Genomic DNA, 13,751 nt, shown 5'->3' on the forward strand with positions numbered 1-13,751 from the left:
ACTTTTATGAAATCAGAAGAAAAAATCGGTATCCTGGGCGTTGGCAATACCATCGTCGGCGATGAAGGTTTCGGCGTTCACGCCGTTTCCTATCTCGACAGTAACTTTCTCTTTCCCGACAATGTGCGACTAATGGACGGCGGCACCGCCGGCATTTTTCTGAGCCCGTTTCTCGAGGAATGCGACCGCGTCATCGTTATCGACGTCGTCGATGTCGACGCCGAACCGGGATCTCTCCATTATTACAGCAGCGAGGATGTCAAGGCCGGCAAGATAAGCACCCGCATGTCTCCGCACCAGCTCGGCCTGCTCGAGGTTCTGGAAATCTGCAAACTCCGGGACGCGGCGCCGCAGCACCTGGAATTTTATTGCGTGGTCCCGAAAAGCCTCGAGGCATCGACCGAACTATCCGACGTTGTCGCCCCGAAAATCAAAGAGATTGCCAGACTCGTGCTGGCGCGCCTGGAGGAACTCGGCATCCAGATCCGACAACGCTCTCCCGAGGAGATCGTCTGACCCATGCACGAGATTTCCCTGGTTCAAAACCTGCTGCAGCAATTGCGCGACATCGCTCGGGAAAACAACGCGTCCCGGGTACTGCGAGTGACGATGCTCATAGGACCGTTGTCCGGTGTCGTCGTCGATTCGTTCACCTTCGGCTTTGATATCCTGGCCCGGGAAGACGACCTTTTTCGGGACGCAACCCTCGACATAGTCGTGCCGTCTGCCATCTTTCGCTGCAGCAGCTGCGGCCATCAGGAAGAGACGGACGGAGAACGCCCCGAATGCTGCGCTGCCTGCGGCGACCGGATCATCATTGCCCACGGGGGGGACGACCTGATCCTGCAACAAGTCGAAATGGAATAGCACTCAACCCCTGTCAACCACCACCACAAGGAATCTGCCATGTGCGATGTATGCGGATGTCACAGCCACGGTCACGACCATGGCCATGATCATGGTCACGGACACGGACACGATCACCAGCACGATCAGCCTGCCGGCAACGAGGCGCTGATCGTCGACATCAATCGTTCTCTGTTTGCCGCCAATGATGCAATGGCCCGCAGTAACCGGGAACACTTCGACGCCGACGGCGTTATAACGGTGAATCTGATTTCCAGTCCGGGATCGGGCAAGACCACCCTGCTTGAACACACGATCGACCGGCTCGGCAGTGAAATCGCCATCGGTGTCATCGAAGGTGATATCGAGACCGAGCGTGATGCTCAGCGAATCCGGGCCAAAGGCGTCCCGGCCATCCAGCTGACTACCGGCGGAGCCTGCCACCTGGACGCCTCGATGATCCACCGCGCCTATCACCAGCTGCAGAAAGAGGCGGGCGGGGATCGCCTCGATCTGGTGGTCATCGAAAATGTCGGCAACCTCGTCTGCCCGGCCACCTTCGATCTGGGAGAGCATCAGCGGATCGTGCTCGTTTCGGTACCGGAAGGACCGGACAAACCGGCTAAATACCCGAAGGCGTTCACCAGTTCACAGGTCTTCCTGATCACCAAGACCGATCTGTTACCCTATTTTGACTTTCCGGTAGAAGAAGCGACCAGGGAAGCGCTCGTTCTCAACCCGGCCCTCAAGGTGATGGCGTTTTCCTCGACAACCGGTGAGGGCTTCGATGCCTGGCTCGAGCACCTCCGTCACCTGGTCAACCGGCGCCGAACCCAATCAGAGCGGGTATAGCGCTGTTTCTCCGCTTCTCAACACAGGAACCGTCATGATCAGAGACCTCGCTCTGGCGGGAAAAGCAGCATGTTCAGCCGCCGACCAGGAAACGCTGGTGCCACTTGTTCTCAAACTCAAGGAACTCGGCCAGATCGCCCAAAAAAACGGTCTGCTGGCGCTGGAATCGGAACTGCCGGACATCGAAGACCGCTTTCTGCGTCTCGGCCTGCAACTCATCATTGATCGGACCGAGCCGAACAATGTCAAGGATATCCTTGATTCAGACATCTATTACAACGAATCGAACGGCAGAGAATTGATGAGCAAGATCATCATAAGGGAAGGATTGCTCCGTATCCAGGCTGGCGATACGCCGCGCAATATCCTGATCTGCACCTCGGTCTTTCTCGGTAAAATCGATTCCTCCTCGTTCGTCTCGATCTGATTCCATGACTCAAGGCCGCAATGAACACTCAAAGACCAGTAGAGCCGGTCTTCTGTGCTGCAAACTGTGCAACCATCATTACTACCTGGCTCCGCTGCTATGGTCCTGATCATCATGGGTGTGTCGGGCTGCGGCAAGACCACCATCGGTCGGCTGCTGGCCGAAAAGCGAGGTGCCGCGTTCTATGATGCCGACGATTTTCATCCCGAAGGCAATCGGCAGAAGATGAAAAGCGGCAAGCCGCTGACGGATGAAGATCGGCTACCCTGGCTGCAGCGGTTGCACGCTCTGATTGACGAGGCAATTCTCCAGGATCGCAGCGTCGTCCTAGCCTGTTCGGCCCTCAAGGAGCGCTATCGAAAGATTCTTCGCGGACCGCATGACAGTCAGGTCATGTTCGTCCATCTCGCCGGCCCATACGACGTTGTTGCCCGACGGATGCAAACCCGAACCGGCCACTATATGCCCCCGGCCCTGCTGGCAAGCCAGTTCAGCGCACTCGAACCTCCGATCGATGCGATCACCGTTTCCATCGAACAAACGCAAGACGAGATCGTCGCCGCCATCGACCGGCACCTGCCGCCGGTATGAACACCCCCTGAAGCCCCCTGCTGGCGCTCGGACAAACAACTGTCTCAAACACCTTTTTTGCTGCACAATTGCAAAAAATTCAATACAATAATGTCGATGCAATGAGGCTCTCGGAAGACCGGACCAACCCTCGTTTTCCTAACTCTACGGTTCATTGTCAACGCTCACCATGAAGCTCCGAGCACCTGTGCATGTGGGCCGATTGGTTCGCTTTTTCTCTCAACGGGGTTTTTCTTATGAACGATACGCAGATGATTCAAGAACTGATCGATTACAGCCGTTTGCTCTTCGAGCGCAAACTGATCCACGCTTCGGGCGGCAACACCAGTGTCCGCCGCGGCAATACCGTCTGGATCAGCCGGACGGGAGCAGAACTGGGCGCCTTGACCGAGGATTTGGTGGTCACCGTCGATCTTGACGGTACCGTTATCAACGGCAGCGCCCCGTCAAAGGAAATGGGCATGCACCTGGCCATGTACCGGGCGCGCCCGGACGCAGGCGCCGTCATTCACGCCCACCCCACCTTCTCGATCGCTTATTCAACCAAGATCAAGGATGCCACTCACGATGCCGTGCCGCCCTTTACTGCGGCATTTTACGTCCGGGCCGGCCGGGTACCGATGATACCCTATCACCCCTCCGGAGCCATGAGTCTCCATGAGGCCGTGGTCGACCTGGCTCCCCACTACCATGCCCTGCTGCTTCGCCAGCACGGACTGCTGGTGGCTGGCACTACCATGGCCGCAACGCTCGGTATCGTCGAAGAGATCGAACAATGTTGCCAGATAGCGGTACTGGTTAACGGTTCGGGCGAGGCCCTGAACTCGGCCCAATGTCTGGCCATCGATCAGGCCATGGACCGCTCGTGGCAGGATTGATACCCCAAAGGGGCACACCATGAATGAACTGCTGCTCGCCTTCTACGGCGACGACTTTACCGGATCGGCCGACGCGATGGAGGCCTTGACGCTTAGCGGGGTGAGCACGGCCCTCTTTCTCGGTCGTCCGGATCCAAACAAATTGCCGGAGCGGTTGAGCGGCATCCAAGCGATCGGCATATCGGGGATCAGCAGGAGCATGACGCCGACGCAGATGGACGAAGAGTTGCCGCAACAATTCGCATTGCTCAACAATCTCGGAGCCCCGATTTTTCATTACAAGGTCTGCGCCACCTTTGATTCTTCGCCGACAGTCGGCAATATCGGTCACGCTGCGGAAATAGCCTTTCGCTTGATCGATCCGACGCTGGCCATCATCGCCCAAGGAGTCCCGGTTCTCGGCCGTTACGTGGTCTTCGGCAATCATTTCACCACCTACGGCGATGAAACGTACCGCTTGGACCGCCACCCGATGATGAGCCGGCACCCGATCACCCCGATGGACGAGGGCGATTTGGGGCTTCACTTTGCCAGGCAATCGAACCGGAAGGTGAAGCTGGTAAACCTGCTGCACCTCGACGAGCCGTTTCCCACCCTGTCGAGCCGTGTCGATCGTGCCCTCGCCGAGGGCAACGAGATACTCCTGTTCGATACGCTGGAAAATCGTCATCTGCAGACGATCGGTCGTCTTGTCGCCGAAAAGTCCCGCCTCGGCAGGGTCTTTGCCATCGGATCATCGGGCTTTGAATATGCGATGGCCATGCATTGGCAGGCTACCGGCACAATTACCAAGCCGGCGCCGATTCCACCGGTGGGTCCCGTCGATCGGCTCATCGTCGTGTCCGGCAGCGCCGCGGCCAAGACCGCGGAACAAATCGAATACGCCCTCGCCCACGGTTTTAGCGGCATCAGACTCGATTCGGCCCTGCTGGTGGACGACAGCACGGCCGCCGGAGAGCGAACCCGCGTCGTTCAAGAAGGTATCAATGCCATCACGGCGGGGAGCAGTATTGTCCTCTATTCCACCATCGGTCCAGACGATCCCGCTATCGCCGCGACCAGGACCCGACTGCATGAACTTGGCATCGATACGGATGAAGCAGGGCAGCGACTGGGACGACAACAGGGGCTCATCCTGCGGGCACTGCTCGATGCCACCGGACTCAAACGGGTCTGCGTCGCCGGCGGCGACACCTGCAGCTATACCCTTCGCCAGCTCGATATCCACTCGCTGGAGTTGCTCATGCCGATTACCCCGGCCGCCCCGCTCTGCCGTGCCTTTTCCGATCACCCGGCCTTCGACGGCCTACAGGTCGCATCGAAGGGTGGGCAGATCGGTGCCCCAGGCTATTTTCTCGAGGTGCTGGCCGGCAAACGGGAAAGCGTGCCGCTCAGGTAAGGTTGGGCTGAAACTGCGCCGGGTTACCGCAACCGTTCGGGAAGATCCGTGTCCTGCTGGATCTTGATGATATTATCAATGGTGTTCTGGATATGCTCCCGGAGGATCTCGACCGTGCCCTCCCTGTCTCCGGCGGCAATGACATCGACGATCCGGCGGTGATATTTGCGGCCGGTCTGGTTGCCGAGTGCAATGACCACGTTTTCCATGGATGTACGAAACAGCTCGTTGAGAATTTTATTGACTTTGATAACCAACGAATTGCCCGATATTTCGCAGAGCTTTCGGTGAAAGCCGAGATCAAGTTCGGTAATCCTGGCAATCTCCTCCTCCGCCGTTCCCTCGAGTTCCTCAACGTTTTGCAGCAGCCATTTGACATCCTCTCCGGAAAGATTCTGGAAAACAAGCGGAACGATACCCACTTCGAGAATCTTCCTGAACTCCAGCACCTCCAGGATACTCCCTTTATCCAGGCCGATAATGGGCACGAGCATGTTCATGTTCATGTCCACCGAGACATCGACGACAAAAGTCCCCTCTCCCTGCCGCGGAATAAGGAATCCCTGGGCTATCAAGGAATTGAGTGCAGTCCGTACGGAAATTCTGCTGACTCCCATCAATCGGCACAACTCCGTCTCCGACGGGATCTTCTCCCCGGCCCGCCAGTGCCCCTCCAGCAAGATGGCACGCAATTGCTCATAGACCTGGGTATGGACCTTTTCCGTCTTGATGGTCTTGATCAGCTGTTTGTCCACCAGGTTCTTAGCAACGACCAAAATTTCTCCCCTCAATAGGCGGTCACGCCGCCATCTACCGGCAATGCGACGCCATTGATAAAACTTCCGGCGTCCGATGCAAGGTACACGGCTGCCTCAGCGATATCCTCAAGACTGGCCATCCTCCCCAACGGCACTTCGCCCAACCGCTCCTGGCGACGCTGCGGATCCTTGAGCATTTCACGGACAAGCGGCGTATCGGCAGTGCTCGGACAGATGGCGTTGCAGCGGATATTGAACGAGCCGTAGCGTGAAGCGATCGACCGGGTTAGCAGGGTAATGGCCCCTTTGGCGGTGGTATATGCTTCCGGGGTGTACTTGTGCCCGATCAGACCGCAGACCGACGACATATTGATGATCGAACCACCGCCGAGCTTCTTCATGATCGGCAGCACGTATTTGATACCGAGAAACACTCCTTTGATGTTGACGTTGTACATCATGTCGAGTTCCTCGCCGCTCATCTCTTCGATCACTTTGCGGATATTGATGCCGGCGTTGTTGACCAGGATATCGACGCCTCCACACTCCGTCTCCATGCGGCGCATCGCCTCCCGCCAAGCGGCCTCGCTGCTGACGTCGAGTTCGACAAACTTGCCGCTGCCGCCTTGGGCGGCCAGCTGGCGCACAGCCTCGTCGCCCTGGTCTTTCTTGACGTCAGCGACATAAACGACAGCTCCCTCACGGCAGAACAATCCGGCAATGGCCAGACCGATCCCCTGAGCCCCACCGGTGATCAAGGCCCGCTTGTTTGCAAGTCTCATTTCTATTGAACCTCTGCCCTCCGGCCTGCTTCACGGGAACAGGCCGGAGGATCTATGTGGTCTGTGGTTATCAGTTTGCGGCGGCGGCAGCGGCCTGGACTTTCTGGATCAAATCTTTTCCAATCTTATCGGCAAACTCGTCGTAAACGGGTTGTACCGCGTCCTGAAAGGCCTTGATCTGCTCCGGGGTCAACTCGGTAACCGTCATGCCGTTCTTTCTCAACTCGGCCACGTAATCCGAGTTCATCTGGCGGTTGACCTGCCGCTGATAGAGCGCCGATTCATAGGCAGCATCGAGCAGGAGCTGTTGATCTTCGGGGCTGAACGAATCGAACAGCTTCTTGTTCATCAGCAGAATGTGCGGCCCGTAGACGTGACCGGTCAGCGAGGTGTAGCCTTGAACTTCATAAAATTTCTGGAGATAAATGGTCGGAATCGGATTTTCCTGGCCGTCGATGGTTTTCTGTTGCATTGCGGTGAACACCTCGCTGAATGGCATCGGCGTCGGATTGGCGCCGAGTGCTTTCCAGGCGGCAAGGTGAATCGGGTTTTCCATGGTCCTGATCTTCAACCCTTTCAAGTCGGCGGGGCTGGTGACCTCGCGGGCGCTGTTGGTCAATTGACGAAAACCGTTCTCATAATAAGCGAGCAACTTGAGTCCCTTGCCCTCAAGCTTGGCGGCCAACTCTTTGCCGACCTCACCGTCGAGCACTGCATCGGCTGCTTTTTCACTCGGAAAGATAAAGGGCAGATCCAGCACCATAAAGTCCGGGACCAGGCCGACCAGCGGAGAGGCCGAGGTACAGACCATTTCCAGGCTGCCCATCTGGGTCGACTCGGTGGCACGAACATCATCGCCAAGCTGGGCGTTGGCATACACCTGCACCTCGAAGGCCCCGGGTTTTTTCTCGTTGAGGATCTCACCGAACTTGACACTGGCCAGATAGGACGGGTGTTTCTCGTTGACACCATTGGAAATCTTGAGCAGCACCGGTTTATCTGCTGCAGCCGCACTGCCGGAAAATACCGGCATCATCGCCAGGGCCATTGCCAGCCCCATGGCCAGAACTCCTCTCTTCTTCATAACTGCCTCCTCTGGTAGTCCCTTACGGGGATTCGCTCTACTGCACCATCGAGGTCATCCGCAATGGTACGGAAATATCGACAAGGTGACCGTGATCAATCCATCATATTGGGAATAAAAGTTACAATCCCAGGGATATACGTGATCAAAATCAGCGTGGCGATCATGATGATGATATTGGGCGTGATTGCCTTGCTCAATCGAGCCACCGACAGTTTCGAGATGCCGCAGCCGACATAGAGAATATTGCCGACCGGCGGCGTGATCAGACCGATGCACAGGTTAACGATCATCACCACACCGAAATAAACGGGATCAAGACCAAAGTCTACGACTATGGGCATCAGCATCGGACCGAGGATGAGCAATGCCGGAGTCAAGTCCATGACACAGCCGACCAGCAGCAACAGGATATTGATGAAGAACATCAGCAGGTACGGATTGTCACCGGCCAGACCGAGCAGCGAGCGGGAAAGCATCTGCGGAATCTGGGCGACGGTGATCAGATAGGCGGCCGCCATGGCAGCTCCGCAGACGAGCATGACCACCGAGGTCATGCGTGCCGTGCTGATAAACAATTGCGGCAGCACTCGCAAATCAAGCTGCCGGTAAATGACAAAACTAACGAAAAAGGCATAGACGACGGCGATCACCGCCGCCTCGGTAGGCGTATAGACACCGCTGACGATACCGCCCAGAATGATTAGCGGCAAGAGCAGCGCCCAGAAGGCATCTTTGCCTGCTTTCAGGACATTGAGCAGCTTGAACGTACCCTTGTATGAGTAACCACCCTTGCGGGTGTGGATATTCCAGCCGATCATCAAACCAACGCCGATCAGCAGACCGGGAATAATGCCGCCGAGAAAGAGTTTGACGATCGATACGTTGGCGATGACGCCGAAGATGATCATCGGGATACTCGGCGGGATGATCGGACCGATAGTGCCGGCGGCACTGAACAGTGCGGCTGCTTTTTCCTCATCGTAGCCCTCGTCTTTCATCACCGGGTAGAGTAGCGATCCCATGGCCGAGGTGTCGGCGACCGCTGATCCAGAAACACCGGCAAAAAGCATACTGGCCATTACCGTCACGTAACCGAGACCGCCCCTGATATGGCCAAGCAATGCACCGGCAAACTCAACAATCCGCTTGGAAATACCACCGGAGTTCATAATCTCGCCGGCGAGCAGGAAAAACGGAATGGCCATCAGCGGAAAATTATCGATACCACGGACGATATTTTGGGCGAGCAGGGCCGGCGAGACATTACCGGAAACGATCATCAGGGCCAGGGCCGTCAGGATCAAGGCAAAAGCGATCGGAACCGACAACAGTATAAAGCCGAAAAGGGCACACAGAAATAAGGCCAACATTAGTGCTCTCCTTTGATCTCGATGGCAAATGCCCGAACCAGTTCTGTCAGCTTCAAGACACCTTGCAACAGCAGCATGACGGCGCTGAACGGCACGACCAAATAGACAATCCCGTAGGGAATGGACAAGGCCGGGGAGGTCCAGCCGGTCTCCATCGTGTGTGCGGTAATGGCCCAACCACCCCAGAGCAGAACTCCCAGGGCAACCAAGGCAAGCAGGTTGGCGACGATGCGGATGATCATCGCCGTTCGTTTCGGCAAAAAGATCAGCAGATCGAGGCCGAGATGTTCGTTTTTGATGTACGCCAGGATCGAGCCGAGGAAAGCCAGCCAGATCAACATGAACCGGGACAGTTCCTCAGACCAGGCCAGGGATGAATTCAGGAAATAGCGGGCGATGACATTGGAAAAGACGATGATCACCATCAGGCCGAGCAGAATGCCGATAAACCCGCCGATGATCCGCGCAAACCAGTCTTCCAGTCGCCGAATGAAGCTGGTCTGCGGTGCTGTGGTAGACATGACGTAACCTCCTCTCTACCGGGGATCTGCCTGCCGCTGTCACGACGGAAAGAAACGGCCAGTCACCCCGGCCGACATCAACCGAAAACGGCGCACCGCCGGTCGAACCCCAAAACGGTACTGTTCAGTTGTATTACAAGTTGACTAGTATGATACCAGCCCATGGCTTGTCAAGCCTTTTTCCTCAGGCCGAAGCGGAGAACTGCAGCCGGTTACGACGCCGCCTTGATAGCCGCCAGCACTTCCCGGCCGTTGTTTTCCAGGATGTCCCAGCCAAGGGAGCTGCCGAGGTGCTCAGGATCTTCGGTCGATCCGGATCGCGTCTTACAGAGCAACCAACTACCGTCCAAATTAGCCAACCCACCGGTAAGACTGATTGTATCGCCATGCAGGGCGGCATGGGCAAATGCCGGAATGCTGCAACCGCCTTCGAGGGTCTTCAGGTAGGCTCGCTCAGCACGCATGACGAGTTCGGTTTCATGGTGATTCAAGCAGGCGCGGATCAGTCGGCGCTTATCCTCCGGCAAGCTCTGCGATGCTTCAACGGCAATACACCCCTGGCCGACCGGCGGCACGAATTGCTCTACCGGGAAATCATGAACAATCAGGTCGTCGTAGCCCATTCGGGTCACACCAGCAAACGCCAGTATCAATGCATCACAAGCACCATCTTCAAGTTTGCGCAGCCGTGTCTGGAGATTGCCGCGCATCGGCACGGTCTGCACCTGGGGATAAAAATGGCGCAGCAAGGCGACCCGGCGGACCGACGACGTGCCGACGACAATGGTGCTCCGGGGTCCGTCGAGCCGCAGGTCGGATTGGTAACTGACCAGTACATCGTGGCTCTTCTCCCGCTCGGTATAGGCGATCAGCTCAAAACCGGGGGGCAGCGTCGACTGCATATCCTTGGCGCTGTGCACAGCTATATCGGTGAGTCCGCCGGCCAGCTGCTCCTCCAGTTCCTCGGTAAAAACCCCTTTGCTGCCGATCTTGGCAATCGATCGATCGAGAATTTTATCGCCGCGTGTCTCGATGGGAGTGATTTTCGTTTTCAGGCCATGCGCTTCGAGCATGCGCGCCACCGTTTCAGTCTGCCACATGGCAAGTTTGCTCTTTCTCGTGCCGATGGTAATCGTTGTCATCACTGTATCTCTTTAAAATTGGTACATCGGTGAAAAAGATGGCAGCTTACCACAAATGACGTGGAAATGTAAGGCAGACACGTTGCTAGGTGGTGCGGCCGGTCATCTGCGCCGCTGCCGTCGCAGCTTCCCCAGCCGCCGGCAGAGAGATCATAAACGTGGCTCCCTGATTGGACGCACTGACCACGGTGATCCGGCCACCGTGTGCCGTCACCACGGCCTGAACATAATTGAGCCCCAATCCCAGACCCGGTTTGCTGCGACTTCGGTCGCCACGATACAAACGCTCCCAGATCCGATCCTGCTCATGGGGCGAAATGCCGATACCGGTATCTTTAAAACTGATGGTCACCCAGTCATCGGCCTGCTCAGCCAGTATCGTCACCGTCCCTCGTTTACGGTTATACTTAATGGCGTTATCGAGCAGATTGGCAAAGACCTGGACAAGCCGGGTCCGATCGCCGCGTACCGCCAGATCACCAGCCACCGACAGGCTGATATCGACCCCGCTATCTTCGGCGCTGTACTGGTAGAGCTCAATCACCTCCTGCAATACCTCGTGGAGAAAGACGTCCTCGATCTCCAGCTGCATGGTCCCGGCCTCCGCTTCGGCAACACTCATCATGATCCGCAGCATCGATAGGACGCGCTGTGCCTCTTCCAGGCAGTCCGACAAGCTGTTTTTCAGCAAAATCGGGTTATCACCGCCCTGCAGACCATATTCGGCAACTGAGCGCAAACGGGTCATCGGCGTACGCAGATCATGGGCCACGTTGTCAAGCGAGTCTTGCATCTCACTGACCAGGGCGCGATTTTGTTTAATGATCCGATTCATCTCTTTACTGATCAGCCGATAGTCGGGATCCTTGACTAGTGACGGATCGAGCAGTTCACCACCACCCCGGCCAAGTCGACTGAGCGAGACCCCCAATTGACGCAAAGGCCGCCGGCTGTAGCGACGGCCGATCTGCACGATCAGAATGGACAACGGCAAAGCCCCCACCACCCCACCTGCGACAAGCACGGCCAAGCGCTGATAAAGCCGGTAGGAAAGCTGGTCCGGCCGCCCGGCCTGAATAACCACACCGTCAGCGGTGCCCAGAGAGATGATATTGAAACGCGGCGCCGCTGCCTCATTGTTGCCACTCAGGTCCAGCCAGCAACCACTGACCTGCGGATCAAGCCGGGCGAGAATGGAAAAATCGATGGTACTGTCTTGACTGGCAAAAAAAAGCAGGTGGTGCTCATCCCTGATAACGCGTACGAAGGCGAGCTCATCAAGAGTATTCTCATCAAACGAAGAGGAAAAAACATCCGGCCCGAGAAACAACAGCCGGTTTCGTTCCATGAACGCTTCGACAGAATCGGCCAGATCATCCAGGATCGACTGTTGTATCAGCGACCGGGCGGACGCCAGTATCACCCCGAAAAAAATGAGCTGTATCAGCCAGAGCAGCAGAACAGAGCCGATTGCCCCGTTGCTGCCTGAACGTAGACGATCAGCCACCGATTTTAAGGACATACCCCATGCCCCTGACGGTATGAATCAATTTCTGTTCGAAATCCCGGTCGATTTTGGTCCGGAGACGACATACCAGCACATCGACGACATTGGTCTGCGGATCAAACGAGTAATCGTAGACCCGCTCGAGGATCGATGTCTTGGAAATGACGATTTCAGGGTTTCTCATCAGATACTCGAGCAATGCGTATTCTTTGGCAGGCAGCTCGATCCGCTCCTGTTGCCGGGTCACCTCCCGACGCAGCAGGTCCATGCGCAAATCGTGGTAGTGCAGCATCGTCGGTTCTGCATGTTTTCGGTCCCGTCGAATCAGTGCCTGGACCCTGGCGAGCAACTCGCTGAAGGAAAACGGCTTGACCATGTAATCGTCACCGCCCTGCTGGAGTCCTTTGATCCGATCGTCCACCGATTGCCGGGCGCTGAGGATCAATACCGGCGTGTCGATCCGGTGCCGGCGCAACTGTTCGATCACACGGAGTCCATCGAGACCGGGCAGCATGATATCGATAACGGCGGCGTCATAATGCTCGGCAAGTCCGGCGGCAAGCCCGTCCCGGCCATCATGACAGATATCGACGATAAAACCGGCCTGGCGCAATCCTTTCCCGATAAACGAAGCGATGGTCGTGTCGTCTTCGATGATCAACACCTTCATGGCATCTAATCGTTTCCTCTCTTCTCCTGCAGACAAATCGCCGATCCGTGTCGACCGGTGTGGCCGATACCATTGCGGCAGGCACGACGATAGCTGAAATAGTTGCTGGAACAGCTGGTACAGATCCCCGATATTTGGATGTTGTCGACCGGCAGACCGGCCTCGGTCAACTGCCAGGTCGACAGCTGCCAGAAATCAAAATAATTCGGTGCGCATTGAAAACGCCAGAACGACGGCGGCAATTCATCCCGGTAATTAACAAACTCAGCGCAACACGGGCCAAGCGATGGACCGATAAAGGCTTCGCAGTGACGGGGGTCGGTTCGCAACTCTGTTTTCATCAGCGCCACCGTTTTACCGATCAGGCCGGCGACACTGCCGCGCCAACCGCAATGGACGGCCGCCACTGCCCGGCGCACCGGATCGTGCAGCAAAACGGCCTGGCAATCCGCCTGCTGCACCAGCAAGGCAGTCCCCGGGTCGGTGGTGATCAGGGCATCATAACCGTCCACTTCTTGATCACCGGCCGCTCCGCCGTCGACCAGACAGATCCTGTCACCATGGACCTGGCGGGCACTGATCAGCCGTTCCACCGCCATCGCTTCCTTGACTCGCCGTCGATTCTCAGCGACGCAGGCAGGATCGTCGCCGACATGATAACTCAGATTCAAACTACCGAAGCGGCCCTGACTGACCCCGCCGTCTCTCTGAAAAAAACGATAATGCACCATAACCCTGCGTTTGAGTTCCGTATTCGTCATGGGTCGGCAAATACGATCCTTTGGTCCGTTGTTCCATCGTTTAAGCAGATGAACTCGTCCCCTGTCAAGAAGCGACTCACCAACAGGACCTGATTCCGTTGTCACCATCCTACCGACACGGAAAACCGCAGGGCTGGGCTGCCCGAAGCACTCCTGCTGA

General features: G+C 56.7%; 16 protein-coding genes. 7 read left to right on the forward strand and 9 right to left on the reverse strand.

The genetic code is table 11. From position 1 onward, the window contains the following. Positions 1–6: 6 nt before the first annotated feature. The 7 genes from BUC26_RS08680 (at position 7) to BUC26_RS08710 (ending at position 4,993) form a co-directional block, all read left to right on the forward strand. Positions 7–516, forward strand: a complete 510-nt coding sequence (locus tag BUC26_RS08680; protein ID WP_073375221.1) for a HyaD/HybD family hydrogenase maturation endopeptidase — start codon at positions 7–9, stop codon at positions 514–516. Positions 517–519: 3 nt separating this feature from the next. Next, positions 520–867: a hydrogenase maturation nickel metallochaperone HypA/HybF gene (locus BUC26_RS08685; protein WP_073375223.1), complete on the forward strand. Its 348-nt coding sequence runs from the start codon at positions 520–522 to the stop codon at positions 865–867. Between the two features lie 39 nt (positions 868–906). Continuing rightward, complete coding sequence (hypB, locus tag BUC26_RS08690; RefSeq protein ID WP_073375225.1) at positions 907–1,698, forward strand: hydrogenase nickel incorporation protein HypB; 792 nt, start codon at positions 907–909, stop codon at positions 1,696–1,698. A gap of 34 nt (positions 1,699–1,732) precedes the next feature. Next, positions 1,733–2,125 carry a MotA/TolQ/ExbB proton channel family protein gene (locus BUC26_RS08695; protein WP_073375226.1) on the forward strand — a complete coding sequence of 131 codons (393 nt, stop codon included), beginning with the start codon at positions 1,733–1,735 and terminating at the stop codon, positions 2,123–2,125. A gap of 99 nt (positions 2,126–2,224) precedes the next feature. Beyond that, positions 2,225–2,716: a gluconokinase gene (locus BUC26_RS08700; RefSeq protein WP_073375228.1), complete on the forward strand. Its 492-nt coding sequence runs from the start codon at positions 2,225–2,227 to the stop codon at positions 2,714–2,716. A 251-nt stretch (positions 2,717–2,967) separates the two neighbouring features. After that, positions 2,968–3,594: a class II aldolase/adducin family protein gene (locus BUC26_RS08705; RefSeq protein WP_161949828.1), complete on the forward strand. Its 627-nt coding sequence runs from the start codon at positions 2,968–2,970 to the stop codon at positions 3,592–3,594. 19 nt (positions 3,595–3,613) lie between these two features. Beyond that, positions 3,614–4,993 (forward strand): four-carbon acid sugar kinase family protein, encoded by a 1,380-nt coding sequence (locus tag BUC26_RS08710; RefSeq protein ID WP_073375230.1) that lies wholly within the window; start codon positions 3,614–3,616, stop codon positions 4,991–4,993. Positions 4,994–5,016: 23 nt separating this feature from the next. Here BUC26_RS08710 and BUC26_RS08715 read toward each other — a convergent pair whose 3' ends face one another. From BUC26_RS08715 to BUC26_RS08755, 9 genes are all read right to left on the reverse strand, one after another. Further along, positions 5,017–5,769: a FadR/GntR family transcriptional regulator gene (locus tag BUC26_RS08715; protein WP_143165959.1), complete on the reverse strand. Its 753-nt coding sequence runs from the start codon at positions 5,767–5,769 to the stop codon at positions 5,017–5,019. 11 nt (positions 5,770–5,780) lie between these two features. After that, positions 5,781–6,533: an SDR family NAD(P)-dependent oxidoreductase gene (locus tag BUC26_RS08720; protein WP_073375232.1), complete on the reverse strand. Its 753-nt coding sequence runs from the start codon at positions 6,531–6,533 to the stop codon at positions 5,781–5,783. A gap of 70 nt (positions 6,534–6,603) precedes the next feature. Beyond that, positions 6,604–7,617, reverse strand: coding sequence for a TRAP transporter substrate-binding protein (locus BUC26_RS08725; RefSeq protein ID WP_073375234.1), 1,014 nt, complete (start codon positions 7,615–7,617; stop codon positions 6,604–6,606). Between the two features lie 95 nt (positions 7,618–7,712). Next, complete coding sequence (locus BUC26_RS08730; protein ID WP_073375235.1) at positions 7,713–8,990, reverse strand: TRAP transporter large permease; 1,278 nt, start codon at positions 8,988–8,990, stop codon at positions 7,713–7,715. Beyond that, entirely contained in the window at positions 8,990–9,511 is a 522-nt protein-coding gene (locus tag BUC26_RS08735; RefSeq protein ID WP_073375236.1) for a TRAP transporter small permease, read from the reverse strand. Before BUC26_RS08735 ends, BUC26_RS08730 begins: the two co-directional genes overlap by 1 nt. 212 nt (positions 9,512–9,723) lie before the next feature. Then, positions 9,724–10,653, reverse strand: coding sequence for a hydroxymethylbilane synthase (hemC, locus tag BUC26_RS08740; protein ID WP_073375238.1), 930 nt, complete (start codon positions 10,651–10,653; stop codon positions 9,724–9,726). Between the two features lie 85 nt (positions 10,654–10,738). Then, positions 10,739–12,175: a sensor histidine kinase gene (locus BUC26_RS08745; RefSeq protein ID WP_073375239.1), complete on the reverse strand. Its 1,437-nt coding sequence runs from the start codon at positions 12,173–12,175 to the stop codon at positions 10,739–10,741. After that, positions 12,153–12,830 (reverse strand): response regulator, encoded by a 678-nt coding sequence (locus BUC26_RS08750; protein ID WP_073375241.1) that lies wholly within the window; start codon positions 12,828–12,830, stop codon positions 12,153–12,155. The genes BUC26_RS08745 and BUC26_RS08750 overlap by 23 nt, the downstream gene beginning before the upstream one ends. Before the next feature lie 5 nt (positions 12,831–12,835). Next, positions 12,836–13,591: a purine nucleoside phosphorylase YfiH/LACC1 family protein gene (locus tag BUC26_RS08755; protein ID WP_073375243.1), complete on the reverse strand. Its 756-nt coding sequence runs from the start codon at positions 13,589–13,591 to the stop codon at positions 12,836–12,838. Between the last annotated feature and the right edge of the window lie 160 nt (positions 13,592–13,751).

Source organism: Desulfofustis glycolicus DSM 9705, assembly GCF_900130015.1.
Classification (GTDB): domain Bacteria; phylum Desulfobacterota; class Desulfobulbia; order Desulfobulbales; family Desulfocapsaceae; genus Desulfofustis; species Desulfofustis glycolicus.